At 59.2% G+C, this 25463-nt stretch carries 23 protein-coding genes, 4 tRNA genes and 1 pseudogene; 16 read left to right on the forward strand and 12 right to left on the reverse strand.

Going from position 1 to position 25463, the window contains the following annotated elements:
* The first annotated feature begins 196 nt into the window (after window positions 1-196).
* A complete protein-coding gene (locus tag B2S33_RS14885) occupies window positions 197-751 on the forward strand; it encodes a histidine phosphatase family protein (RefSeq protein ID WP_027914573.1) in 555 nt (184 codons plus the stop codon).
* Here the strand turns inward: B2S33_RS14885 and B2S33_RS14890 are convergent.
* The 4 genes and pseudogenes from B2S33_RS14890 to B2S33_RS14900 all read right to left on the reverse strand — a co-directional run bounded on the left by B2S33_RS14890 (window position 733) and on the right by B2S33_RS14900 (window position 4566).
* Window positions 733-1518: a sulfite exporter TauE/SafE family protein gene (locus B2S33_RS14890; RefSeq protein WP_197874111.1), complete on the reverse strand. Its 786-nt coding sequence runs from the start codon at window positions 1516-1518 to the stop codon at window positions 733-735. The genes B2S33_RS14885 and B2S33_RS14890 overlap by 19 nt on opposite strands.
* A 142-nt stretch (window positions 1519-1660) precedes the next feature.
* Window positions 1661-2401: a methyl-accepting chemotaxis protein gene (locus tag B2S33_RS21670; protein ID WP_371259668.1), complete on the reverse strand. Its 741-nt coding sequence runs from the start codon at window positions 2399-2401 to the stop codon at window positions 1661-1663.
* Window positions 2402-2515: 114 nt separating this feature from the next.
* Window positions 2516-3547: pseudogene (locus tag B2S33_RS21675) on the reverse strand (HAMP domain-containing protein); the annotation flags it as partial.
* 140 nt (window positions 3548-3687) lie between these two features.
* Entirely contained in the window at window positions 3688-4566 is an 879-nt protein-coding gene (locus B2S33_RS14900; RefSeq protein WP_242810310.1) for a LysR family transcriptional regulator, read from the reverse strand.
* A 99-nt stretch (window positions 4567-4665) separates the two neighbouring features.
* Here B2S33_RS14900 and B2S33_RS14905 point away from each other — a divergent pair, with 99 nt between their 5' ends.
* Entirely contained in the window at window positions 4666-5094 is a 429-nt protein-coding gene (locus tag B2S33_RS14905) for a PACE efflux transporter (protein ID WP_027914577.1), read from the forward strand.
* Window positions 5095-5131: 37 nt separating this feature from the next.
* Here B2S33_RS14905 and B2S33_RS14910 read toward each other — a convergent pair whose 3' ends face one another.
* The 4 genes from B2S33_RS14910 to folD all read right to left on the reverse strand — a co-directional run bounded on the left by B2S33_RS14910 (window position 5132) and on the right by folD (window position 9343).
* Window positions 5132-5800, reverse strand: a complete 669-nt coding sequence (locus B2S33_RS14910) for a GntR family transcriptional regulator (RefSeq protein ID WP_088523005.1) — start codon at window positions 5798-5800, stop codon at window positions 5132-5134.
* Between the two features lie 15 nt (window positions 5801-5815).
* Window positions 5816-6520 (reverse strand): FadR/GntR family transcriptional regulator, encoded by a 705-nt coding sequence (locus B2S33_RS14915; RefSeq protein ID WP_145279265.1) that lies wholly within the window; start codon window positions 6518-6520, stop codon window positions 5816-5818.
* A 44-nt stretch (window positions 6521-6564) separates the two neighbouring features.
* On the reverse strand, window positions 6565-7875 hold the full coding sequence (locus tag B2S33_RS14920; protein ID WP_027914580.1) for a C4-dicarboxylate transporter DctA: 1311 nt from the start codon (window positions 7873-7875) through the stop codon (window positions 6565-6567).
* 610 nt (window positions 7876-8485) lie between these two features.
* Window positions 8486-9343 carry a bifunctional methylenetetrahydrofolate dehydrogenase/methenyltetrahydrofolate cyclohydrolase FolD gene (gene folD / locus B2S33_RS14925; protein WP_027914581.1) on the reverse strand — a complete coding sequence of 286 codons (858 nt, stop codon included), beginning with the start codon at window positions 9341-9343 and terminating at the stop codon, window positions 8486-8488.
* Window positions 9344-9613: 270 nt separating this feature from the next.
* Here folD and B2S33_RS14930 point away from each other — a divergent pair.
* The 11 genes from B2S33_RS14930 to B2S33_RS14980 all read left to right on the forward strand — a co-directional run bounded on the left by B2S33_RS14930 (window position 9614) and on the right by B2S33_RS14980 (window position 19401).
* Window positions 9614-9690, forward strand: a tRNA-Arg gene (locus B2S33_RS14930).
* A gap of 41 nt (window positions 9691-9731) precedes the next feature.
* Window positions 9732-9807: transfer RNA gene (locus B2S33_RS14935), tRNA-His, on the forward strand.
* A 51-nt stretch (window positions 9808-9858) separates the two neighbouring features.
* Window positions 9859-9943, forward strand: a tRNA-Leu gene (locus tag B2S33_RS14940).
* Window positions 9944-9979: 36 nt separating this feature from the next.
* Window positions 9980-10055, forward strand: a tRNA-His gene (locus B2S33_RS14945).
* 324 nt (window positions 10056-10379) lie between these two features.
* Window positions 10380-10679, forward strand: coding sequence for a DUF6388 family protein (locus tag B2S33_RS14950; RefSeq protein WP_027914582.1), 300 nt, complete (start codon window positions 10380-10382; stop codon window positions 10677-10679).
* Window positions 10680-10925: 246 nt separating this feature from the next.
* Window positions 10926-12239 (forward strand): trigger factor, encoded by a 1314-nt coding sequence (tig, locus tag B2S33_RS14955; RefSeq protein WP_088523004.1) that lies wholly within the window; start codon window positions 10926-10928, stop codon window positions 12237-12239.
* Between the two features lie 90 nt (window positions 12240-12329).
* Window positions 12330-12971 (forward strand): ATP-dependent Clp endopeptidase proteolytic subunit ClpP, encoded by a 642-nt coding sequence (clpP, locus tag B2S33_RS14960; RefSeq protein ID WP_023536171.1) that lies wholly within the window; start codon window positions 12330-12332, stop codon window positions 12969-12971.
* A 108-nt stretch (window positions 12972-13079) separates the two neighbouring features.
* Window positions 13080-14363, forward strand: coding sequence for an ATP-dependent Clp protease ATP-binding subunit ClpX (gene clpX, locus B2S33_RS14965; protein WP_023536000.1), 1284 nt, complete (start codon window positions 13080-13082; stop codon window positions 14361-14363).
* Window positions 14364-14525: 162 nt separating this feature from the next.
* The gene (gene lon, locus B2S33_RS14970; protein ID WP_027914584.1) at window positions 14526-16922 is read left to right on the forward strand and encodes an endopeptidase La; all 2397 of its coding nucleotides are present in this window, start codon (window positions 14526-14528) and stop codon (window positions 16920-16922) included.
* Between the two features lie 151 nt (window positions 16923-17073).
* Complete coding sequence (locus tag B2S33_RS14975; protein ID WP_028686926.1) at window positions 17074-17346, forward strand: HU family DNA-binding protein; 273 nt, start codon at window positions 17074-17076, stop codon at window positions 17344-17346.
* 183 nt (window positions 17347-17529) lie between these two features.
* A complete protein-coding gene (locus B2S33_RS14980) occupies window positions 17530-19401 on the forward strand; it encodes a SurA N-terminal domain-containing protein (RefSeq protein ID WP_027914586.1) in 1872 nt (623 codons plus the stop codon).
* Between the two features lie 72 nt (window positions 19402-19473).
* On the opposite strand, the gene B2S33_RS14985 is transcribed toward B2S33_RS14980, so the two are convergent.
* Window positions 19474-20514, reverse strand: coding sequence for a patatin-like phospholipase family protein (locus tag B2S33_RS14985; protein ID WP_236166885.1), 1041 nt, complete (start codon window positions 20512-20514; stop codon window positions 19474-19476).
* Between the two features lie 164 nt (window positions 20515-20678).
* Here B2S33_RS14985 and B2S33_RS14990 point away from each other — a divergent pair, with 164 nt between their 5' ends.
* The 3 genes from B2S33_RS14990 (at window position 20679) to B2S33_RS15000 (ending at window position 22623) form a co-directional block, all read left to right on the forward strand.
* A complete protein-coding gene (locus B2S33_RS14990) occupies window positions 20679-20957 on the forward strand; it encodes a hypothetical protein (RefSeq protein ID WP_023536014.1) in 279 nt (92 codons plus the stop codon).
* Window positions 20958-20971: 14 nt separating this feature from the next.
* A complete protein-coding gene (locus tag B2S33_RS14995; protein WP_110606830.1) occupies window positions 20972-21751 on the forward strand; it encodes a CHAD domain-containing protein in 780 nt (259 codons plus the stop codon).
* A 74-nt stretch (window positions 21752-21825) separates the two neighbouring features.
* Complete coding sequence (locus B2S33_RS15000; RefSeq protein ID WP_111475381.1) at window positions 21826-22623, forward strand: acyl-CoA thioesterase; 798 nt, start codon at window positions 21826-21828, stop codon at window positions 22621-22623.
* Between the two features lie 6 nt (window positions 22624-22629).
* On the opposite strand, the gene B2S33_RS15005 is transcribed toward B2S33_RS15000, so the two are convergent.
* The 3 genes from B2S33_RS15005 to B2S33_RS15015 all read right to left on the reverse strand — a co-directional run bounded on the left by B2S33_RS15005 (window position 22630) and on the right by B2S33_RS15015 (window position 25456).
* Entirely contained in the window at window positions 22630-22998 is a 369-nt protein-coding gene (locus B2S33_RS15005) for a hypothetical protein (RefSeq protein WP_028686929.1), read from the reverse strand.
* Window positions 22999-23073: 75 nt separating this feature from the next.
* Window positions 23074-24552, reverse strand: coding sequence for a methyl-accepting chemotaxis protein (locus B2S33_RS15010; protein ID WP_049696272.1), 1479 nt, complete (start codon window positions 24550-24552; stop codon window positions 23074-23076).
* Between the two features lie 97 nt (window positions 24553-24649).
* Window positions 24650-25456, reverse strand: coding sequence for a TatD family hydrolase (locus B2S33_RS15015; RefSeq protein WP_028686931.1), 807 nt, complete (start codon window positions 25454-25456; stop codon window positions 24650-24652).
* Window positions 25457-25463: the final 7 nt, after the last annotated feature.

The raw sequence follows: 25463 nt of genomic DNA on the forward strand, positions 1-25463 counted from the left end.
CAGGTAGGGGTTTTGTCTTTGGGCTGTGAAAAATCTCAATGCTGTGTACTCATATGACCGTGCTCAGGACGTTTGACGACAATAAATGCCTTAGGCCAATGAATCACCTTGTGCACGCTAAGCCGATCCTGACGAGGTCATTAGAACAGTCGCCTTCCCTGTTAACCTGTTCATTCCTACACCCGAGGCCTACAAGGTGAAAGCCACTCGCCTTACCCTGATCTGCCATGGATTAACGCTGGCCCAAAAGCGCGGATATTTCCCTGAGCCGGCAGACTCACTGGTGTCCATGCCCCACCGCAGCGTACCGCACGGCGGATCTCAGATCCTCACAGCGCCGGAACAACGCGCTCAGCAAACCGCCCTGGCCTGGGGTGATGCAAAGATTGCGTCAGGATTGGCGGATTGCGACATGGGGCGATGGCAAGGGCTGCCATTGAAGCGCCTACAAGCCGAGCAGCCGTCGGCCTTGGCCGACTGGCTGGAGAACCCCGCGAGCGAGGTACATGGAGGGGAGTCCTTTCAGACGCTTTGCCAACGCATGAGCGCTTGGCTAGGAGATTTTGATTGGCCGGGCGAATGGTCCGCGGTCACTCACCCAATGGTCATGCGTGCAGTATTGGTACAGGTGCTGGGCTGCCCAATGACGGCAGGACAACGTATCGATGTCCTGCCGTTGTCACGCATCGAGTTAAGCTTCAGCGGGCAGTGGCGGTTGCGGATCAACTGCCCTCAGAACGCCAGCTTATAGCCAATCAACAGCAGCATCGTAGCGAGGCATGGGCGCAGCACTCGGTCCGATATGCGCCCAGTCAGATGGCTACCCAGGTAGATACCTGGCAGTGAACCCAGCAGCAGGTAGCCGAGCAATGACCAGTCCATGTTACCCATGCCCGCATGACCCAGCCCAGCCACCAGCGTGAGCGGGACGGCGTGGGCTATCTCGGTACCCACCAAGCGTCGTGTGATCAGAGAAGGGTAGAGCAGGAAGAGCGCGACGGTGCCCAGGGCGCCAGCCCCGATGGAAGTGAGCGTTACCATGACACCCAACACCACCCCGGTCAGAACAGTCAGAGTATTGAGGCTACGATCGCTCAGATGGTAATGGTCACCGGCATGGCGGCTGGCGAATGCCTGCAAACGCGATTTGAACAAGATAGCCAAGGCTGTGAGGATCAATACAACAGCCAGGCCCTGCTTGATAATCGCATTTACCGCCGTGGTGTCGGTGTGAAGCGTACTGAGGAACCACAACGTCAGTGCAGCGGCGGGAACGCTGCCGAAGCTCAGTAGCCCCGTGATCTTCCAGTCGATGTTCTTGTTGCGCGCATGCACCCACACGCCGCTGGCCTTGGTGATCGCCGCATAGAGTAGGTCGGTGCCTACTGCCGTTGCCGGGTTAATCCCGAACCACAGCAGGATTGGCGTCATGAGCGAGCCACCGCCTACACCCGTCATGCCAACAATGAAGCCTACGACCAATCCTGCAATGGTAAAACCGAAAGAACCTACATCCATACGCTACTCGACTGCCCAGCTTTGCCCGTTATCGGATGCAGCCAGCATATAGATTTTTTTATAGCTAAATAGACTTGTTCGTTATTAGGTTATAACTGGGGCAACCCTGCTTAAGGAGCTGCCCCCGATACGACCCTGACCGTCAGATTCGGAAGCTACCCACCAGTTGCTTCAATCGGCCGGCTTGCTGGGCCAATTGATCGCAATGGCGCAGCGTTTCATTTAGGTTTTCCACGCCCTGCTGATTCAAGGCATTGATCTGGGTGATATCCAGGTTGAGGCTTTCCACTACGGCGGTCTGTTCTTCGGTGGCAGTGGCCACTGACTGATTCATGCCGTCGATTTCGCCGATGCGCTGAGTGACGCTGGCAAGGCGCTCACCTGCCTGGTTGGCTACCTGGACGGTTTGCTCGCTGGAAACCTGGCTGGTATTCATCGTATGCACCGCCTCGCGTGAGCCTACCTGCAGGCCAGTGATCATTCGATGAATTTCCTCGGCCGATTCCTGCGTACGGTGGGCAAGGTTTCGCACTTCATCGGCCACAACGGCAAAGCCACGGCCGGCCTCGCCTGCACGAGCGGCTTCGATGGCCGCGTTCAAGGCCAACAAGTTGGTTTGCTGAGAAATGCCCTTGATCACATCAAGGATCTTGCCGATTTCATCGGTGCTGGCGTTCAGGGTTTCGATTTGTGCGCACGATTCGCTGATGCGTTGCGACAGCGAGGTCATGGCGCTGATCGCTTCCTCCACCACGGCACGGCCATCGTGGGCCTGCTCACTGGCGCCGCTCGCATGCTGCGATGCATCAGCTGCGTTACGCGCGATTTCCTGGGTCGCGGCACCCAGTTCATTGATCGCTGCCGCCACGCTGTTGGTGCGCATGCTTTGTTCTTCAGAGCCGTTGATGGACGCATTGGAAGCGCTGACGACTTTTTCAGACAGGTCGTGGACCAGTCGTGTGGCCGACGACACCTCGCTGATGGAGGCATGGATACGCTCGACAAAGCGGTTGAAGGAGGTGGCCAACTCGCCGAACTCATCCTGATGCTGCACCGCCAGCCGGCGGGTCAGGTCACCTTCGCCTTCGGCGATGTCACGCATGGCGCGACCCATGGTAGTCAAGGGGCGCATCAGCACAGGAATCAGCAAGCCAAGCAGGCCTGCGATAGCAGCGACCGCGATGAGCATGGCAATCAGCGCCGAAGTACGGAACTGGCTCAGGGCTACATAAGCCTTGTCCTTGTCGATCGAAAGACCGATGTACCACTTGGCCGAGGGCAGGCCCGCTACCGGCGCAAACGAAATCAAACGTTCCTGGCCATTGAGCACGACGTCCTGCATACCCGGTGCTACGCGCAGATTGGCGCCAGGGTAGATGTCCTTCAGGTTTTTCATGACCTGGTCTTTGTCGGGGCTGACGATCACCTGGCCGTCGCTGTCGGTAAGAAACGCGTGGCCTATGCCGCCAAAGTCGACACTGTTGATGATTTCGACCAGCGTATCGAGGCTGACGTCGCCGCCCACCACGCCCAATAGCTCGCCATTGGACCGACTTTTGACCGGGATGGCTACCGTCACCACCAAGCCACCCACGGCCGCTTGATAGGGTGGGGTCAGCAGGGTCTGGCCGGCATTGGCAGCTGCGCTGTACCAAGGGCGTTTACGTGGATCGTAGTCGGCAGGCATTTGCGCATCCGGGCGCTGCGTGAACACCCCGTTGGCTTGGCCCATGTAGGTGAACAGGAAGTTGCGTGTATAGGAAGGCTGATCCACCAAGCCTGCGAGGGTATCCCCCGTTCCAAGCTGGGCAATGTCTTGCGCAAGGTTTTCCAGCACGAGAATGCGCCCGCTCATCCAGTTCTGCACGCTGCTGGCGGTCAATGCGCCGGATTGTTCGACCGAAGCCTCGATGTTCTGCCGGATCGTATTGCGTTGCAGGTAATCGTTGTACAGCGTGAACAAGGCGAATGCCAATACTACTACGCCGCTGGCGCTGAGCAGAATCTTGTGGCGAAATTTCAGGTTCATGTTTCGAGACCTTGAGCCATTAACGGGAGGGCGCAGCGCGGGTGTGGTGCGCTATCAGCCCTGTCGAAAGGGGTATCGGCGTGGCGGATAAAAGGTTGATACGCCTACGGAAATTTCTCACAGCTTTCGACAAGCGGCGATCACCTCAAGGCCAGCCGCTCGACCAGCATCCTTGCAGCTTTCAGCAACGGTTGCTGCTTGCGCCAGAACACATGCACCGGGAGTTGCAGCTCATTGCGCGTGTTATGGAAGGTCAGACGTTGCAGGCGGCCCGCGTCCAGTAGAGGCGCGACTCTGGATAGCGGCAGATCACCCCAACCCAGGCCTGCCTCGACCATCTGCAGGGCGATATCGAAGCTGTCAGTCGTCCAATGCGTGGCACCAATGACCATGCGCGGATCGCTCAATGGCAGGTCGCGGCTGCGTACCAGGATCTGCCGCACGCCTGTAAGGTCTTCGAGGTTCTGGATTGCACCAGGCCGTGCGGCCGGGTGATGGGGAGCGAGGGTCGCCACCAGAGACTCGACACCCATCAGCTGAAACCCGCGCTGCGGGTCAACTTGAAGCCCTGCAAATGCCACGCACAGGTCTGCCCGACCACTGTCCAGCAAACCCAACGCTTGTTCTTGCGGCGCACTCAGTATCGCTATTTCCAGCAATGGATAACGTTCGCCGACCTCGGCAATGGCAGCTATCAAGGGCCGCTGGTCAACATCTGGAACAACCGCCAACGTGAGGTTGCTCTCCAGGCCTTGGGAAAGCTCTACAGCATGGACTTGCAGCAAACCCAACTGCTCGGCAATCAACCTCGCATGGGGCTCAAGTGCCAGGGCCTGGGCTGTGGGGCGAACCTCGCGAGGTCCGCGCTGGAACAGGTCATAACCCAGCTCGGCCTCCAGGTTGCCAATTGCCATGCTGATTGCCGAGGGCACGCGCTGCAGGCTGCGCGCGGCAGCAGAAAACGAGCCTCTGTCCAGGACGGTGAGAAAGACCTGGATGGTTTCACTGTTAAATGACATACGCTTCTCCTGTCAGTCAGACTGAAAGCTGCTAACTTTTGCTGTCAGATCTAATGACTCACTATACCCGGCCCACGCTATTTGAATGAGGTCGATGCAGTGCAGGGTTTGAAGCGCAAACTGGTTTATGTAACGTTCTATGAGTTGATTGGGTTGTGCATGTCCACCTTGGGCTTGGCCTACCTGTCCGATACCCAGGCCTCTCACACGGGTCCGCTCGCGGTGATGATCACGACCATCGCCATGATCTGGAACCTTATCTACAACACGTTGTTTGAGTATTGGGAAAGCCGGCAAGCCACACGAGGGCGCAGCGTGGCTAGGCGCGTAGTGCACGCAGTAGGGTTTCAGCTGACCCTCGTGATCTACCTGATTCCGCTGATCGCGTGGTGGTTGGACATGAGTCTGGTCGATGCACTGTTGGTGGACATGGCATTCATCGTGCTGGTGCCTTGCTACACCTTCGTCTACAACTGGGCCTTCGACAAACTATTCGGCCTGCCCAGTTCGGCAATGGCTGCAACGTGAGGCGCCGCTGTCAGTAGGCCTTGACGACCAACCCGGCTCAGTCCAGTCGGAGCTTGGTTTCAAGCCGGTCAAGATGCTCGTTCATCAGGGTGAGGGCTGCCTGTGCATCGCCTCGCTCGAGCGCGTCGATCAGCGCTGCATGTTCTTGCCAGGCGCAATGGTCACAGCACGGGGACTCGTAGCGCGCGATGATAAGGGACGTCATGGGCACCAACCCATTGAGAAAGCGCGACAACGGTTCATTGGCAGCCATCTGGGCCAGTTTCAGATGAAACTCCCCACCCAGACGTATAGCGGCGCAGCGTTCGCCTTTTTCATGGTGCATGCGTTCACGCTCGACCAATTGGCGTAGCTGCTTGAGTTGCCCGGGACGGGCGCGCTCGGCGGCCAGGGTAATCAGCGTGGTCTCGGCAAGCCGCCGCGCGCTCAGTACCTGGCGCGCCTGATTAGGATCGGGCGCAGCCAAGTGAGCCGTGTGGCTTGGACGTTGCACCACTACCCGCTGGTCGCTCAAGCGGCCCAACACCCGGCGGATGACCGTGCGGCTCACGCCGAATGCCTGGCCCAGCGCTTGCTCTGGCAGCAAGGTGCCAGGCGGCAGGCGCTGCTCCAGAATGGCATCGAACAACCGTGGGTAGATCTGTTCAGCAGAAAGTCGGGTCTCACCGGCTGCAAGCAGATCGGGCAGGCGATGTGTACCATTCATGGTCGCTCTCCTGGATTATGGGTGCCGATGTTCGTCAGGAACATTGAGCGCAATGCCCATGCGCGAACCCTCGGCAAGAATGTGTTGGCGCATCTGGGCGCTGGCTTGTGTGCTGTTGCGCTCACGGATCGCGCGCACCACGGCTTCATTTTCCTTGAGCCGGGCAGCCAGGTGCTCGGGCGAATTGCGCAGCATGTCGGCGCTTTGTTTCAGGGCATTTCCCGTTTGCTCCACTACGCTCTGGAAGATCGGGTTGGTGGTCAGGGCAAACAGCGCCTGGTGGAAGGCAATGTAGGCGTTCATGCCTGCTTCGCTGTCATCGGCCTCCAAGGCTTCACGCATATCCATCAGGGTCAGCCGTAGCTGGCCGATGTCCTGGCTGTTGGCCGACTGAGCCACCAGTCCGACGATGAAGGGTTCGAGGGTGTAACGCAGCTCCAGCACATCGGCGAGGCTGGCCTGTGCACTGCTAGTGGGCGCCGAAACCGAGGCAGTTGGCTCGGCATCCAGCACCAGTACACCTTTGCCAGGCAAAGCGCGCACCAGCCCAAGGGTCTCGAGCACGATGACCGCCTCACGCAGGCTCGGGCGGCTGATGCCCAGTTGTTCGGCCAGTTCTCGCTGGCCTGGGAGCATGTCGCCACTGCGCCATTGGCCACGGGCGAGGGCTTGACGCAGCTTTTCCACCACAGCGTTGACGACGGTTGATGAGCTGATCACGTTTCGCTCCTTCAGGGGCCGGCATGCGAGCCGGCCCTTTTCTTTCAGAATTCCTGTTGGTGGGCTGCAGGCTGCTTACGCGGGTTGTGCGCAAAACCAGGCTTGCCGTCGAGCACATTCTGAGCGCGCTCCAGGTCGATGTCTTTTTCCCAGCGGGCGATGGCCACGGTGGCAACGCAATTTCCGATCAGGTTGGTCAGTGCGCGCCCGATGCCCATGAACCAATCCACGGCCAGTACCAACACCAGGCCCACCACCGGGATCGCAGGGACTGCCGTCAGTGTCGCGGCAAGGATCACCAGCGCCGATCCGGGAATCCCATGCGCGCCCTTGGACGTCACCAGTGAAACCAGCAGGATCGTCAGCAGGTCGGTCATCGCCAGGGGTGTACCGGTCGCGTTGGCGATGAAGACGATGGCCAAGGTCAGGTAGATGGAGAAACCATCAAGGTTAAAGGAATAACCGGTGGGAATCACCAGCCCGACCGTCGAGCTGCCGATGCCCAGGTGTTCGAGCTTGCGCATGATTTGCGGGAGCACGGCATCGGAAGAAGCCGTACCCAGAACGATGGTCAGCTCTTCGCGCAAATACTTGATCAGGGGCAGCAGTTTCAGCCCCGACAAGCGCATGACGGTACCCAGCACGATCAGCACGAACCCTGCACACGTCAGGTAGAACAGCGCCACCAAGCCGCCCAGATGCTGCAGCGACTCCAGGCCGTACTTGCTGGTGGTGAAAGCGATGGCGCCGAACACGCCAATGGGCGCCAGGCGCACGATCATGCCCATGATGCGGAAGATCACATGGCTGAGCTCGTTGATCAGCCGTGAAATGCCCGCAGCCGAGTCGCCGACCAGGTTGAGCGCGCTGCCGAACAGTACCGAGAACAACAGTACCTGCAGGATATTGTTGTCGGCGAAGGCGCCTATCACCGAGGTGGGGATCAGGTCCATGAAGAATGCTGTGGCGCCATGGATGTGCTGACCACGTTCGGCCAGGCTGCTGGCGTCAGCGCCGGACAACTGGTCAAGGTGGATATTGGCGCCGCTACCGATACCACTGGTGAATGCGAACACCAGGCCAATGATCAGGGCCAGCGTGGTAAGCACTTCGAAGTAGATGACCGATTTGAGGCCGATGCGACCGACCTTCTTTAGGTCACCGGCACCGGAAATGCCGCTGACCACTACGCAAAAGACGATCAGGCCGATCAACATCTTGATCAGCTTGATGAAACCATCGCCAAGGGGTTTGAGCTGCAAGGAAAGGTCGGGGAAACTCAGGCCGCAAGCAACGCCAAGGGCCAGCCCCAGCACGACTTGAAGGAAGATCGAACGCGAGCACCATTTGAGCATGGGAGTGATCTCAGGTCGGTGTCCTTGCTTCGTTGGCCGCACGGGGCGAATGAGCGCAGGACTTAATTATTGTGGTCTTACCGGTTTGTTCAGCGCCTGGCCATAAAACGCCTAATCGCGGAGCAATGCAAGCAGTTTTGGCCTTACCGGTCTGACCAGTCATGGTGCGCGTAGGCTCTTTATGCTCTATCGATGTGCAGTGAGCGCAAGATCACCAATCCAAGAACCCAGAGCCTAGGCGGCGGGATATAGGCAGCAATAAGCTTGCCAGTGGAGCGCAGCGTTAAGCGCGAGGGACTATGGGATATAGGCCGCAGGTGGCCTAAAGGCCCGAGCGGGCTCAGCATGTATAGCGCAGACGTGTTTCTTGCAAGCCTAATGCGGTAATGAGTTGCTAGATCATTCTGTGCAGTGGGAATTGCCGCGCGTTGGCAGGAAGGGCCAGGAGGAGTTCTGGCGTTGGATGGCAGGGGCAGTGATTAGCGATGACTACATGCGGTGGCAGGACGCGCAGGCTAACCGATAATCGAATTCGCCTGAATCAAAATGGGGCGGCCGATGACCGCCCCTCGCTCACGCAATGACGGCAGGGCCGCCATGCTCGCTCGCCTCAATCGCCGTGAAGCGTCTCGGCCGCATACAAGGTGTTTTCCAACAGGCAGGCGCGGGTCATCGGGCCCACGCCACCCGGTACCGGGGTAATCCAGCCAGCACGGGGGAGGGCGGTTTCGTAGACGACGTCGCCCACCAGCTTGCCATCTTCCTGACGGTTGATGCCGACATCGATGACGATGGCGCCTTCCTTGATCCATTCACCCTTGACCAACCCGGGTTTGCCCGCGGCTACGACCACCAGGTCCGCGCGCCCAACATGTCCTGCCAGGTCCTGGGTGAAGCGGTGGCACACGGTGATCGTACATCCGCTGAGCAACAACTCCAGCGCCATTGGCCGGCCAACGATGTTGGAGGCCCCGACGATCACGGCATTCATGCCGTACAGGTCCTGCCCCGTGCTTTCAAGCAGGGTCATGATGCCTTTGGGTGTGCAGGGGCGCAGCAGCGGAATGCGTTGTGCGAGGCGACCGACGTTGTAGGGGTGGAAGCCGTCCACATCCTTGTCCGGGCGAATGCGCTCGAGCAGCAACGATGCGTCGAGGTGCGCGGGCAGCGGCAGTTGCAGCAGGATGCCGTCAATGGACGGGTCGTCATTGAGACGATCGATCAGTTCAGTAAGTGCTTCTTGCGTGGTGTGACTCGGCAGGTCGAAGGCCTGCGACAGGAAGCCTACCTCTTCGCAATCCTTGCGCTTGTGCGAGACGTAAACCTGGGAGGCAGGGTCGGTGCCGACCAGAATCACTGCCAGGCCCGGCGTGCGCAGGCCCTCCTGGCGCCGCTGCGCGACACGTTGAGCGATTTGCTGGCGCAGCTTGGCGGCAATCGCCTTGCCATCGATTAGTTGTGCAGTCATAGACGCGTGATTAACCATCGGAAGGGAAACAATAAAGAACGCGTATTCTCGCACGACATGGCCGGAGGGCAAAGGCGGGCGGTCGGGCAAATGCCCTAACCCCTTCAATAATTTAAATTTTTTTTAGAAAGTTGTTGACGACCCCAGGGGTCGGCTATAAGATTCGCCGCACTTGTCGGGCACAGCCTAGCACTGGTTGGCGAAGTCGGGCAGAATGAGTCGTTTGGCAGTGAGCTGTCAGTGCCTTGTTCGGTTAGGCTTCATGCTTAAGCGCCCGTAGCTCAGCTGGATAGAGCATCCGCCTTCTAAGCGGATGGTCGCAGGTTCGAGTCCTGCCGGGTGCGCCACTTAGGCAGCTTTGGCAAGCAAGGTGATTGAACGCGTTTTGGTGGGCGTAGCTCAGTTGGTAGAGCGCTGGATTGTGATTCCAGTTGTCGTGGGTTCGATTCCCATCGTCCACCCCATATTCTTCGAAGGCGCCGCGCTGTAAATGGCGCCTTTGTTTTAAGCGTTACGCGGACGTGGTGAAATTGGTAGACACACTGGATTTAGGTTCCAGCGGCGCAAGCTGTAAGAGTTCGAGTCTCTTCGTCCGCACCATGCTTCAGTAAGGCAGTACCGTTACACCGCAATATGGTGGGCGTAGCTCAGTTGGTAGAGCGCTGGATTGTGATTCCAGTTGTCGTGGGTTCGATTCCCATCGTCCACCCCATCTTTATATGAAAGGCGCCTTGATCGTGAGATCGGGCGCCTTTTGTTTTTGGTGCGTCCGGACCCTGAGTGAGTGCGTGGCGTGGCTGATCCTGTGGTAATCAGGGCAGTCATCGCGCTCGACTCGCCCGCTCCCAAGGGGGCTGGCTCGCCACACGGGCGGCTCCGCTGCTGGCCGCACCTTTCAGGTGAACCGCCGACATGAAGCGGGGGATCAGTATTTGTTGCTAGCCGCCCTTGCAATCCGCTGGTGGCATCCCAATAAAAGCTGATAGATTTCAGCCGGTTGAAACCCGGTGAAGCGGGAAGTACCAGGACATAGCCAATGATCGCAAAAGAAGCCCGCCAGGCTGCCGCGCTGCAGCGTTTCGCCGAAGCGAACCCTCACCTGCTCGAAGAGATCCGCGCGCTGGATGCTCGTGAACAGGCGCAGCAAATTCAGTGGGCGTTCGAGGATGCCGCTGAACAACGAGGCATCCAGCCCTGGGAGCTCGCACTTGAGCTGATCGCTGAAACCCCGGAGCAATTGCGGGCCATGCGCTTGGAGACCCATCGAGAGGTGGCCGATGCGCTTGGATTGTCCTGGGAGGAGTACTGCCAGTTCAACGAGATCGAGCTCGAATAAGGGCCGTGCGGTTCAAGGTGTATTTGTTGAGCAAGATGTTGCGGCACGTATTGGCCGGAATGTCGGGCCAGGCTTATTGGAAACAGGTCGCGCGGTGTGCCGTGCGGCCCTTGAAAGTTAATCGACCGGCGTTGTTTCAGGTCGTCCCGAGTGGGGTGACTTCTGCAGCGCGACTCACTAGAATGCTTGCCCTTGATTCTGGAGTCGGGCTAACGCCGGCTAACGTCTGTGCAACGAGGAATATCCATGCAAGTTTCTGTTGAAAACACTTCCGCTCTCGAGCGCCGCATGACCATCGCCGTTCCGGCTGAGCGCGTCGAGAACGAAGTCAACAAGCGTCTGCAGCAGACTGCCAAGCGCGCCAAGGTTGCCGGCTTCCGTCCTGGCAAGGTGCCCATGAGCGTGATCCGTCAGCGCTTCGAGGCCGATGCCCGCCAGGAAGCCTTCGGTGATCTGGTTCAGGCTTCCTTCTACGAAGCCATCGTCGAGCAGAAACTGAACCCTGCCGGCGCGCCGTCCGTAGAGCCCAAGTCGTTCGAAAAAGGCAAGGACCTGGAGTTCGTCGCGGTCTTCGAAGTGTTCCCGGAGTTCACCGTTGCCGGCCTGGAGTCGATCAACGTCGAGCGCCTGAGCGCCGAAGTCGCCGATTCCGATCTGGACAACATGCTGGAAGTGCTGCGCAAGCAGAACACGCGTTTCGAAGCCGTCGAGCGCGCCGCTCAAACCGACGATCAGCTCAACATCGACTTCGTTGGCAAGGTTGACGGTGAAACGTTCGCCGGTGGCTCGGCCAAAGGTACTCAGCTGGTGCTGGGCTCCGGCCGCATGATCCCAGGCTTCGAAGACGGCCTGGTCGGCGCCAAGGCTGGTGAAGAGCGCGTCGTCAACGTGACCTTCCCAGAGGATTACCAGAACCTGGACCTGGCCGGCAAGGCCGCCGAGTTCACCATCACCGTCAACAGCGTGTCGGCCCCTGTGCTGCCTGAGCTGAACGAAGAGTTCTTCTCACAGTTCGGCATCAAGGAATCGACCCTGGAAGGCTTCCGCGCCGAAGTTCGCAAGAACATGGAGCGTGAACTGCGCCAGGCCATCAAGACCAAGGTCAAGAACCAGGTCATGGACGGTCTGCTGGCCGCCAATCCGATCGAAGCGCCGAAGGCTCTGCTGGAAAACGAAGTCAACCGTCTGCGCGTGCAGGCTGTTCAGCAGTTCGGTGGCAACATCAAGCCTGAGCAACTGCCGGCCGAGCTGTTCGAAGAGCAAGCCAAGCGCCGTGTTGCGCTGGGCCTGATCGTCGCAGAAGTGGTCAAGCAGTATGACCTCAAGCCAGACGATGCCAAGGTTCGCGAAATGATCGAGGAGATGGCCTCGGCTTATCAGGAGCCTGAGCAAGTCATCGCCTGGTACTACAAGAACGACCAGCAGATGAACGAAGTGCGTTCGGTTGTACTTGAAGAACAAGTTGTGGATACTGTTCTGCAGAAAGCGACTGTGACTGACAAGTCGGTCTCGTATGAAGAGGCCGTCAAGCCAGCCCAGGCACCTGACGAAGCCGAGTAAGCGGTCTTTTCGCAGGAAGCCCCCACAAGCCAGCCTTCGCGCTGGCTTGTGTGTATTCAAGCCATGACTATTTGGGAGTGAGCGCAGGACATGTCCCGCAATTCTTTTATTCAGCAGAGCTCTGACATCCAGGCTGCAGGCGGCCTGGTCCCTATGGTTATCGAGCAGTCCGCCCGTGGCGAACGCGCCTACGACATCTATTCGCGCCTCCTGAAGGAGCGCGTGATCTTCCTTGTTGGCCCGGTCGAAGACTACATGGCCAACCTCGTCGTCGCACAGATGTTGTTCCTTGAGGCGGAAAACCCGGACAAGGATATCCATCTGTACATCAACTCGCCGGGTGGGTCCGTGACCGCCGGCATGTCGATCTACGACACCATGCAGTTCATCAAGCCGGATGTATCGACCATCTGCATCGGCCAGGCCTGCAGCATGGGTGCGTTCCTTCTCGCCGCCGGTGCCAAGGGCAAGCGTCACTGCCTGCCGAACTCGCGCGTGATGATTCACCAGCCACTGGGCGGTTTCCAGGGCCAGGCTACCGATATCGAGATCCATGCCCAGGAAATCCTGAACATCAAGGCGCGCCTGAACGAGCTTCTGGCCTACCACACCGGCCAGGATCTGGAAACCATCAAGCGCGACACCGAGCGTGACAACTTCATGAGCGCCTCGCGCGCAGCCGAGTACGGCCTGATCGACTCGGTATACGACAAGCGGCAACTGGCTTCCTGAAGCGGGAGGCCAGGGCAGGTAGGCGCATGACGCGCCTGCCTGCGGACTTGAAAAAGCCCGCAATTGCCTTCATCTTGTGTTGCAAGCCTACCGGATTGGATCGATCGAATGACTGACACCCGTAACGGCGAGGACAGCGGCAAATTGCTTTATTGCTCCTTCTGCGGCAAAAGCCAGCACGAAGTGCGCAAACTGATTGCCGGGCCCTCGGTATTTATCTGCGACGAGTGCGTCGACCTGTGCAATGACATCATCCGCGAGGAGGTGCAGGAAGCCCAGGCCGAAAGCAGCGCGCACAAATTGCCTTCGCCGAAAGAAATCAGCGGTATCCTCGACCAGTACGTCATTGGTCAGGAACGCGCGAAAAAGGTGCTTGCCGTGGCGGTTTACAACCACTACAAGCGCTTGAACCAGCGTGACAAGAAGGGTGACGACGTCGAGCTGGGCAAGAGCAACATCCTGCTCATCGGCCCGACGGGCTCGGGTAAGACCTTGCTTGCCGAAACCCTGGCGCGCCTGTTGAACGTACCGTTCACGATCGCGGACGCCACCACCCTGACCGAAGCCGGTTATGTGGGGGAGGACGTCGAGAACATCATTCAGAAGCTGCTGCAGAAGTGCGACTACGATGTGGAAAAAGCCCAGATGGGTATTGTCTACATCGACGAAATCGACAAGATTTCGCGCAAGTCGGACAACCCGTCCATCACCCGTGACGTTTCGGGTGAAGGTGTGCAGCAAGCTTTGCTGAAGCTCATCGAGGGCACTGTTGCTTCCGTCCCTCCACAGGGCGGCCGCAAACACCCGCAGCAGGAATTCCTGCAGGTTGATACCCGCAATATCCTGTTCATCTGTGGTGGCGCGTTCTCCGGCCTTGAAAAGGTCATCCAGAACCGCTCCACCAAAGGTGGCATGGGCTTCGGTGCTGAAGTGCGCAGCAAGGAAGAGGGCAAGAAAGTCGGCGAGTCTCTGCGTGAGGTCGAGCCTGACGACTTGGTCAAGTTTGGCCTGATCCCCGAGTTTGTGGGCCGCTTGCCAGTATTGGCAACGCTTGATGAGCTGGACGAAGCAGCGCTTATCCAGATCTTGACCGAACCCAAGAACGCGCTGACCAAGCAGTACGCCAAGCTGTTCGAGATGGAAAGCGTCGACCTCGAGTTCCGCAGTGATGCGCTCAAGGCCGTTGCTCGCAAAGCGTTGGAGCGCAAGACTGGCGCCCGTGGCCTGCGTTCCATTCTGGAAGGCGTGCTGCTCGACACCATGTACGAGATTCCCTCTGCGAAGGAAGTCAGCAAGGTGGTGATCGATGAAAGCGTCATCGAGGGTACCTCGCAGCCGCTGATGATCTACGAGAACAGCGAGCCGCAAGCCAAGGCCGCGCCTGACGCCTGATCAAGGGGCAGGTCGCCTGACCGTGTAGCACAGAGGGGGCCTTGGGCCCCCTTTTTGCTTTTCCTGCGCCAGCGCTTGTAATTTCGTGGGTGTACCCCCACATTAGGTCCAAACATCAATTCCACGGTTTCCGGCCACTAAGGCCGCTGTAGAGGCGAAATCATGAAGACCACCCTCGACTTGCCTCTTTTGCCATTGCGCGACGTCGTTGTTTACCCGCACATGGTCATCCCGCTGTTTGTGGGGCGTGAGAAATCCATCGAGGCCCTCGAAGCCGCGATGACGGGCGAAAAGCAGATTCTCCTGCTCGCCCAGAAAAACCCGGCTGATGACGATCCGGGCGAAGACGCGCTATACCGCGTTGGTACCGTAGCCACCGTGCTCCAGCTGCTGAAACTGCCTGACGGTACCGTGAAAGTGCTGGTCGAAGGTGAGCAGCGGGGTACTGTCGAGCGCTTCAGTGAAGTCGATGGCCATGTGCGCGCCGAAGTGTCCCTGATCGACGAAACCGAGGCTGTAGAGCGCGAGTCGGAAGTATTTGTGCGCACACTGCTTTCGCAGTTCGAGCAGTACGTGCAACTGGGCAAGAAAGTGCCTGCCGAAGTGATGTCATCGCTCAACAGCATCGATGAGCCCGGGCGTCTGGTCGACACCATGGCCGCCCACATGGCCCTGAAGATCGAGCAGAAACAGGAAATTCTGGAAATCGTCGACCTGCCAACGCGGGTCGAGCATGTCCTGGCACTGCTTGATGCCGAGATTGACCTGCTGCAGGTCGAAAAGCGCATCCGTGGCCGGGTGAAAAAGCAGATGGAGCGCAGCCAGCGCGAGTACTACCTGAATGAGCAGATGAAGGCCATTCAGAAAGAGCTTGGCGATGGTGATGAGGGTCATAACGAGCTCGAGGAGCTGAAAAAGCGTATCGAGGCCGCTGGCCTGCCCAAGGACGCCATGACCAAGGCCCAGGCTGAGCTGAACAAGCTCAAGCAAATGTCGCCGATGTCGGCTGAGGCCACCGTAGTGCGTTCCTACCTGGACTGGCTGGTTCAGGTGCCTTGGAAAGCGCAGAGCAAAGTGCGCCTGGACCTTGCCAAGGCCGAAGACATTCTTGATGCAGACCACTACGGTCTGGAAGAGGTCAAGGACCGTATTCTCGAGTACCTTGCCGTGCAAAAGCGCGTCAAGAAAATCCGTGGCCCAGTGCTGTGCCTGGTTGGCCCACCTGGCGTGGGCAAGACGTCCCTGGCCGAATCCATTGCCGCTGCGACCAACCGTAAATTCGTGCGCATGGCCCTGGGCGGGGTACGGGATGAAGCTGAAATCCGCGGCCACCGCCGGACCTATATCGGCTCCATGCCCGGCCGGTTGATTCAGAAGATGACCAAAGTGGGCGTTCGCAACCCGCTGTTCCTGCTCGATGAAATCGACAAGATGGGCAGCGACATGCGCGGCGATCCGGCCTCGGCACTGCTGGAGGTGCTGGACCCCGAGCAGAACCACAACTTCAACGATCACTATCTGGAGGTCGATTACGACCTGTCGGACGTGATGTTCCTGTGCACCTCCAACTCGATGAACATCCCGCCAGCGTTGCTGGACCGGATGGAGATCATTCGTCTGCCGGGTTACACCGAAGATGAAAAAATAAACATCGCAGTCAAATACCTGGTGCCCAAGCAGGTCAAGGCGAACGGCCTGAAAAAAGAAGAGCTGGAGATCGATGTCTCGGCCATTCGCGACATCATTCGTTACTACACGCGCGAAGCGGGTGTGCGTGGTCTTGAGCGTCAGATTGCCAAGGTCTGCCGTAAGGTCGTCAAGGAACATGCAGGGCAAAAGCAGGTCAACGTCAAGGTGACCGGCGAGCAGCTCGAACACCTTCTGGGCGTGCGCAAGTTCCGTTATGGCCTGGCCGAGCAGCAGGACCAGATCGGCCAGGTGACGGGTCTGGCATGGACACAAGTGGGCGGCGAATTGCTCACCATCGAGTCCGTGGTCATTCCTGGCAAGGGCCAATTGATCAAGACCGGTTCGCTCGGTGACGTCATGGTCGAGTCGATTACGGCCGCGCAGACAGTGGTGCGCAGCCGTGCCCGCAGCCTGGGGATCGCAGCAGACTTCCATGAAAAGCACGACGTTCATATTCATATGCCCGAAGGCGCCACCCCCAAGGATGGCCCGAGTGCAGGCATCGGCATGTGCACCGCGCTGGTGTCGGCACTCACTCAGATACCTGTGCGCGCGGATGTAGCGATGACAGGCGAGATCACGTTGCGCGGCCAGGTTCTGGCCATTGGCGGGCTCAAGGAAAAACTGCTGGCCGCACACCGGGGCGGCATCAAGACGGTGATCATTCCTGAGGAGAACGTGCGCGACCTGAAGGAAATCCCGGAAAATATTAAACAGGATCTGCAGATCAAACCGGTCAAATGGATTGACGAAGTCCTGCAAATTGCGCTGCAATACGCCCCGGAGCCCTTGCCAGATGTGGCTTCCGAGATTGTCGCGAAGGACGATAAGCGCGACAGTGAGGCAAAGGAAAGAATTAGCACGCACTAACAGTTTCAGCCCGGGTGGCTTTCTTGACAGTATTTTCGGCGCCTTGCTATAAAGCGGCACGTGAGTGTCATCAGGCCACCCAGCACCGTTTTCACACGCTTTTCTTTACATACTTAGAAACATACTCAATAGAGCACAAGGGGACTTACGAGTGAACAAGTCGGAACTGATTGACGCTATCGCCGCACATGCAGACATTCCCAAAGCCACTGCTGGCAGAGCGCTGGACGCAGTGATCGAAACCGTCACCGGCGCCCTGAAGCAAGGCGACTCTGTCGTTCTGGTCGGCTTCGGCACCTTCACTGTCAAGGAACGCGCTGAGCGTACTGGCCGTAACCCGCAGACCGGTAAGGCGATCAAAATTGAAGCCGCCAAGGTTCCAGGTTTCAAGGCAGGTAAAGGCCTGAAAGACGCCGTCAACTAAGTCGTCTCTTTCAGCCGGACCCGGCCAGGCCAGGTCCGAGCACGCTGAAGGCGGGACGCAAACGTTACCGCCTGATTCGTATGCTAAGAAAAGGCGCATCCTCGGATGCGCCTTTCTTTTATCAGGACTCTACCCACGCTCCGCGGTTGTCGACGCAGTGGTACAGCCGTCTCTGGGGGACGCATGCTGCAAAATATCAGGGACAATTCACAAGGTTGGATTGCCAAAACCATTATCGGTCTCATTGTCGTATTAATGGCATTGACCGGGTTCGAAGCCATTTTCCAAGCCGCCAGCCACAGCCAGGATGCTGCCAAGGTCAACGGCGAAACGATCAGCCAGAACGAGCTGAGCCAGGCGGCCGACATGCAGCGCCGCCAGCTGGTGCAGCAACTGGGCAAGGACTTCGATCCTGCGCTGCTTGACGACAAGCTGCTGCGTGAAGAGGCCCTCAAGGGTCTGATCAGCCGCAAGCTGTTGCTCGAAGGTGCGAAGGATGCCAAATTCGCGTTTTCCGATGCTGCGCTCGATCAAGTCATGCTTCAAACGCCGGAGTTCCAGGTTGACGGCAAGTTCAACAGCGACCGCTTCGACCAGGTCATCCGCCAGATGGGCTATGGGCGTATGCAGTTTCGCGAAATGCTCGGTGAAGAAATGCTCATCGGGCAGTTACGTGCCGGGATCGCCGGCAGCAGCTTCGTAACCGATCAGCAAGTCGATGCTTTTGCACGCCTTGAGAAGCAGACCCGCGATTTCGCGTCCTTGACCTTCAAGGCCGACCCAGCCGCGATCAAGATCAGCGACGAAGAGGTCAAGCAGCACTATGACGCCCATGCCAAAGAGTTCATGTCGCCTGACCAAGTCGTCATCGATTACGTAGAGCTCAAGAAATCGTCGTTCTTTGACCAGGCCAAGGTCACTGACGAGGCGCTCAAGGCTCAGTACGAGAAAGAGATCGCCAACCTGGCCGAACAGCGCCGCGCGGCGCATATCCTCATCGAGGTCAACGACAAGACCACCGATGCCCAAGCCAAGGCGCGTGCTGACGAAATCGAACAGCGCCTGGCCAAGGGTGAAGATTTTGCCGCGTTGGCGAAGGAATTTTCCCAGGACCCAGGTTCGGCCAGCAACGGCGGTGACCTTGGCTTTGCCGGCCCTGGTGTGTACGATCCGGCGTTCGAACAGGCGCTGTATCAGCTGCACGACGGTCAGGTCTCAGCCCCGGTTCGTACCGAATACGGCTATCACATCATTAAGCTGCTGGGCGTTGAAGCGCCCGAGGTGCCGAGCTTCGCGAGCCTGAAAGACAAGCTGACCCGCGACCTCAAGACGCCACTGGTCGAGCAACGCTACGTGGACGCCAGCAAGCAGTTGCAGGATGCCGCTTACGAGGCCTCCGACCTGGTGCAGCCGGCCCAGGACTTGAACCTCAAGGTGCAAACGTCCGCTCCGTTCGGTCGCGAAGGCGGCGACGGTATCACTGCCAACCGCTCCGTGGTGCAGGCAGCGTTCTCGGAGGAAGTGCTGGAAGAGGGTGCCAACAGCACCGCCATCGAGCTCGATCCGGAGACGACGGTGGTACTGCGCGTCAAGGAACACCGCAAGCCTGCACAGCTGCCACTCGAGACGGTTGCCAAGAACATTCGCGAGCATCTGGCCAAAGAGAAAGCCACCGCTGCCCTCAAGGCCAAGGCGGACAAGCTGATCGCGGGGCTGCGTGACGGCTCCATCGCCCCTGGAAGCGTTCAGGAAGGCCAGGGCTGGAAGCCCTATGAAGCCGTCTCGCGTGGTCAGGAAGGTATCGATCCTGTCGAGCTGCAGGCATTGTTCCGTCTCGGCAAGCCGCAAGCCAAGGACAAGCCCGTCTATGGCAGCGTCGTGCTGCGTGATGGCAGCCTGGTCGTGCTGCAACTCAAGGGTGTCAATGACGGTGCTGCGGCCACTGATGAAGAGAAGCAGCAGATCCGCCGCTACTTGGCGTCTCGTGCGGGTCAGCAGGACTTCGCCGCCTACCGCAAACAGCTGGAGGCCAACGCGGACATCACGCGTTACTAAAGCCGTTTGGAAACACGCGACAGGCCGCTATAAGCGGCCTGTTTTTTTTCCTGTGCGCAGGCACCGCAAGCGTTAGCGTTTGACACCCTCATGATTGTCCAATGTGTCGCGTGCGATCTCGCGGCCCAGTGCGATCAGCTCGGGCGCCTTGTAGAACTCGAAGAAGCGACACACACGCTTGGGAACGTTGATCAGTACGTCAGGCGGATAGCCGGCGATCTTGTACTGCGCCAGTGAAGTCTGCATGACTTCGAAACTCTGGTTGATCAAGTCCAGCAGCGAGGCCGGCCCTACGTTGTCGATGATGAACGAACCGGTGGCAGACTTGGGCGCGCATTCGCTTTCGGGGGCCGCCGTAGGCTGCTGTGTCTGCGGATCTGCCGATTCGGCCAGCCACGGGTTCACGGGGGAAAAACGATCGCGCGTCATGCCTTTTTCAATACGGACCAACTCTTCGGCGGGCTTGCGGCGAAACGGCAGGTGCGAGCCAAGCGAGTTGATCAGTGCATCGAATCTCATCTTGAAGGCTGCAGGTCGCTCTATCACCGGAAGTTGATACTGCTTCTGGTTGGTGGCGTTGAGGTTGACCGCAATGATCAGGTCGCAGTGGCTCGATACCACGGGCACGATGGGTAACGGGTTGAGGATGCCGCCGTCGACCAGCATGCGGTTACCTTGAACCACGGGCGTGAATAGACTGGGTATGGCAGCCGAGGCGCGCATGGCTTGGTGCAGGCAGCCTTCCTGAAACCAGATTTCCTGTTGGTTGGTCAGGTCAGCTGCAACGGCGGTATAAGGAATGCGCAATTGCTCAATGTTGATGTCGCCTACTATCTTGCGGATCTGACCGAAGACCTTGTCGCCCCGAATAGCGCCCAGACTAAAGCTAACATCCACCAGGCGCAGGACATCCAGATAGTCCAGGCTCTCGATCCAGCGTTTGTATTGCTCAAGCTTGCCTGCAGCGTAAATGCCGCCAACGACCGCTCCCATGGAGCACCCGGCAATGCATGCGATTTCATATCCGCGACGTTCGATCTCCTCGATCACGCCGATGTGCGCATACCCTCTGGCCCCGCCTGATCCGAGCACCAATGCCACGCGTTTGTTCATCAACTTCCCTCAGCGTTCGCCACTTAAGCTCTACAATGCACGCATCGTACCCTTGGCAGCAATGCGCAACCTGTCGAGGACCTGCTTGGTCAAAGCCAGGCGGGCACTTTTACAAGGGGTTGGCGTCGAACATGCATTGTTTCTCTCCCTCAGAGGTTTAGCTGATGAAAGCCTGGATCTGCCTGCCGTTGATTGCCCTGACCCTTGCTGGTTGCGCTGGCAAGACGGCATACCGTGACAGCTGTGCCACACAACTGGACGCCGCCTGGAAGGAGCTTGACCTGGCCAAGGCTGAAGGCTTTGCGGGGGCCGTGAGTTATTCCAAGGCGCTGTCGCTGCTTACAGGCGCCAAGACGCAGCAGCAATTCGAGGGTTACGAAAGCTGCACGCGCAAGGCTGAAAAAGCACGCTTCTACATCCGTGAGTCCCGTGCCGGCCGTTGATCGAGGGTTGCCACATGTCTGACATGCTTGATCACCTCATCGCCCAGATCATCACCTTGCACGTCAGGCTCCTGGCGTGCCGCGAACGCCTGGCGGTCGACACCGACAGTGAAGCCCTGCACGACCTGCGCACCACCGTGCGCCGCCTGCGCAGCCTGGTACGACCACTGCGCGGGCTGCCTGGTGTGGAGCAACTCGAAAGTGCCGCCAAGGCGCTAGGGACGCTCACCACGCCGCTGCGCGATGCCGAAGTGCTGGGCGCCGCCCTCATTACCCAAGGGTTCGAGCAGGCCGGGCGCAGGCGTCTGCAAGGGCGAGGGCCATCCTACGCCAGCGTCGCACGCAGCCCGCAGCTGACCCGATTACTGGGGGCGGTGGATGCGTTTCCCGCGTTTTTGCGTGGCGCAGATCGCGATGGCCTGATTCAGGCGTTGGACAAGCGTATCGAGAAACGCTTGCGCAAACAGTGGCGCAAGCTGACCGAGGCCTTGCAGGATCCCAATCACGATCGTCACCGGTTGCGGTTGCTGATCAAACGAGCGCGGTACGCAGACGAAGCCTACCCCCCGTTCGGCCACGCCCCGAAGAAGCTCAAACGCACCCTGAAACGAGCACAGGGCGATCTGGGGGATTGGCATGACCGTCTGCAATGGTTGCTGCAAGCGCAACAGCACGCCGATCTGGCGGGCTGCATTAGCGGATGGCAACACCAGTTGGAAGAGGCCGAGCGGCGGTCGGACAGCACGCTGGACGCGTTGGGTGCTGCGTTGGCCCGCCGCAAGCCCGGACAATGACCGATATGAAGGCTGTTGCAGGGGCCAGGGCCGGCTAGGATGGGAGCACCCGTTACCCGTGCAGGAGCTGCCCAATGACGTTCGAACAAGTGCTCGAGGCTGCCAGAGCTCATCCCGACAGCGTGCGCGTACCGGCAGGCTGGGGCCAGGGGCGAGCGATTTTTGGCGGCCTGATGGCTGCCATGGTGTTCGAGGCGATGCGTTCCCGGCTAGGTCATGACCGCCCGGTGCGCTCACTGGCCATTACTTTCGTGGGTCCTGCCTCGGCAGATACCCCGATTCGGCTGGAGGTCGAGCGATTGCGCCATGGCACGGGTGTCAGCACGCTGCTGGGCCGCGCCGTGCAGCAAGGACAGGTGGTGACGCTGGTACAGGGCAGTTTCGGGGCTGCACGAAGCTCTGCCGTGTCCGTACCCGCCGTACCTGCACCAGAAATGCCGGCGCTTGAGGCGAGTGCAGCACCATTGCCTCATATCCCAGGTGTGACACCGCAATTCATGAAAAACCTGGAGTTGCGCTGGGCGATCGGTGGGCTTCCGTTCAGCGGCAATGACTCGCGCACCATGGGGGGCTGGGTGCGCCTGCGTGACCTGCAAGACGGGGAAATGAACGAGGCGCACCTGCTGGCGTTGGTAGACGCCTGGCCACCTAGCGTTCTGCCCATGCTCAGACAGCCTGCAGCCGGCAGTACACTTACCTGGACCATCGAGTTCGTCCAGTCTGTACGCTCGCTGAACGCTGGCGATTGGTGCCAGTACCGTGTGGAAACCGAGTACGCACGCGAGGGATATGGCCATGCGGCCGCTGCATTATGGAGTGCAGACGGCGCATTGTTGGCCTTGAGCAGGCAAACGGTGACGGTGTTTGGGTGATGCCCGTCACCGCCGAGGCTTGTGACGGTCGCGCCAGGCCTGCCACCACGCGCCACTCACCACAAAACGCGGGAACGTGATGAACTGCTCGCTGAGTACACGTTGAACACGGTCGGTGCGATTGATGAAGGGCTCTTGGGTATCAGCTTCCAGGCGATGGCCGTGACGTTGAAGTCCAAGGGCCGCGACCAGGGCGAGCACGCCGACCGCCAGCTGCACGATATCCAGCCCAAACAATCCGGACACGATCAACAGGACGCCCAGAATGAACAGCGGAACCGCAATCAAATGCAGCACCAGGTTCGCAGGGTGACGATGACTGTGCGGGTAGCCGCGCCATTGCCAGGCGAGCAGATTGGGTAGACGTTTGTTCATGGGCATTTCCTCTCGGTCATGCCCAAAGCGTAGTGTGCAGGCGCGGCCAGAGCCAATCGCCACTGCCTATGACCGTTATAGCTTCAGTTGACCTATAGCCTTGTTCAGTGCCCCGGCCAGTGTCGCAAGTTCCGAACTGGTGGTGGCCGAACCTACGGTCTGCTGCACGGTTTGCTCGGTCACATCACGGATGCTGACGACGGCACGGTTCATTTCCTCTGCCACCTGGCTCTGTTGTTCGGCAGCCACGGCGATCTGGGTGTTGCTTTCACGCATCTGCGCCACTGCCCCAGTGATCTCGGCCAATGCCGCTCCTGCTTCCTGGGCCTGTTTCACACAATCGTCTGCTTTGTAGGAGCTTTCCTGCATAAACTCGACCGCATCACGCGTGCCTGACTGCAGGGCAGACACCATGGTAGTGATCTCGTCGGTAGATGACTGAACGCGTTTGGCCAGGTTGCGGACCTCATCGGCCACCACGGCAAACCCACGACCCAGGTCACCGGCACGGGCCGCCTCTATGGCCGCGTTCAATGCCAGCAGGTTGGTCTGCTCGGCAATGCTGTGAATGACACTGACCACACCATTGATCTTCTGGCTGTCTTCGGCGAGTTGACGGATCATTTCGGCGGTCTGCTGAACGCCGCTGGAAAGCCCGGCAATGGACGTCTGCACGCGATTGACCACGTCTTTCCCACCGCCCGCGAGCGTGTCGGCAGTCTGGGACAGATCGCGGGTCGCCCCTGCATGCTGGGCGATATGGTAGACAGTGGCGGACATTTCATTGATGGCTGTCGCGGCTTGGTCGGTTTCGCTTTGCTGGCCGAGCATGCCGTGACGCACCTCGTTCATGCTGGCCGCAAGACGCGCGGCACCTGAGTCGAGCTGTGCTGCGGTGGTGGCGACGGTGCTGACGATACGGTGGTAGGTGCCCTGCATGGCGTTGAAGGCGCCCGCCATCTGACCGACTTCGTCACCGCCGGCCAGCGGTACACGCGCCGCCAGATCACCGGTTTTTTCCACATGCAGCATCACGTCCTTGAGCGTGTTGAGTTGGCTGAGTAGAAAGCGGATCAGCAGTTGCGAAGCGGCGAGCATGGCCAGCATCAGAATCAACACGCACACCGCGTAATGCGTAAATCGATCGATGAAGACCTGGCGCAGGCTGGGTGACTGGGCGATCACGGCAACACGCTGATCACCGCTCTGCAGCACATGAGCGCCCTGAATGGGGTCTTGTCCCAACAGTTGGTTGGAGGGCAGCGCTATCCAGCCCTGAGCGCCGCGCAAGGCCTCCAGGGTCTCGCCGGCAAAGGAGGGCGTCTGCCCTGCACCCCAGGTGATGACGCTTGCCGAAAGAGGCAACGGTTGGCCTTGTGGCCACGCTGCCAGCAGGTTTGCCTGGGCGTTTGCTTGATGTTCAGCGCCTTCAGCACGGGCGCGCTGCTCCAGATGGACGGCGTACAGCACCAGCAGCAAAGTGGTCACGAAAGCGACGGCGTTGACCGCCCAGAACTTGTATTTCAGGGAAACATTGCTAAGCCAGGCACCCATGGGCAGGTCTTCTCTGAGTTGAGCGGAAACAATATTGGCAAGGTGCCATCATTGTGCCCGCGGCGACTCGAGGGGTGTTGATATGTATCAAGAGATATCAGGATTGCGACGGCAATTCGAAGAATGCCTTGGCCGTGGCAGTGGTGTGCGCGGCGGTATCTTGCAGGGTTTCCCTGCGGTGCAGTGCCACTTCTCGCAGGACCTCAGGCAGGTACGCCGGCTCGTTACGCCCGTTCTTGGGCTTGGGGCGCAGGCTGCGCGGCAGTAAATAGGGGGCATCGCTCTCCAGCATCAAGCGGCCGGTGGGTATACTGCCCACCAATCCATGCAGGTGCGTCCCGCGCCGTTCATCACAAATCCAGCCAGTGATGCCGATGTGCAGGTCCAGGTCAAGGTAGCTGAACAGCGCAGCACGTTCCCCGGTGAAACAGTGGACCACGGCTGCTTTTAAGTGATCGCGATACTCTTTGAGGATGGCCAGCAGGCGCTCACTGGCGTCGCGCTCATGGAGAAACACCGGAAGTTGGCACTCCACGGCCAATGCTAGCTGGGCGTGCAAGGCCTTCTCCTGCGCAGGGCGTGGAGAGAAATCGCGGTTGAAGTCCAGGCCGCATTCGCCCACGGCGCGCACCCGCGGCTCGACAAGCAGGTGGCGCATGTGCTGTTCGCTCTGGCTGTTCCAGCTGTCTGCATCGTGCGGGTGAACCCCAGCCGTTGCGAACAGGTGACTTTGCGCGCTGTCCAGTTGCTGGCAAAGGCCAATGGCCTGTTCACTTACAGGCAAGCTGGTGCCTGTCAGGACCATTTGCTCGACGCCCGCTTCCAAGGCGCGGTTGACCACTTCCGCTTGGCGGCCATCGAAACTGCTGTTGGTCAGGTTGACGCCAATGTCGATCAATTGCATGGTGCTA

The organism is Pseudomonas sp. UBA5568, from assembly GCF_002425525.1.
Taxonomy (GTDB): domain Bacteria; phylum Pseudomonadota; class Gammaproteobacteria; order Pseudomonadales; family Pseudomonadaceae; genus Aquipseudomonas; species Aquipseudomonas fulva.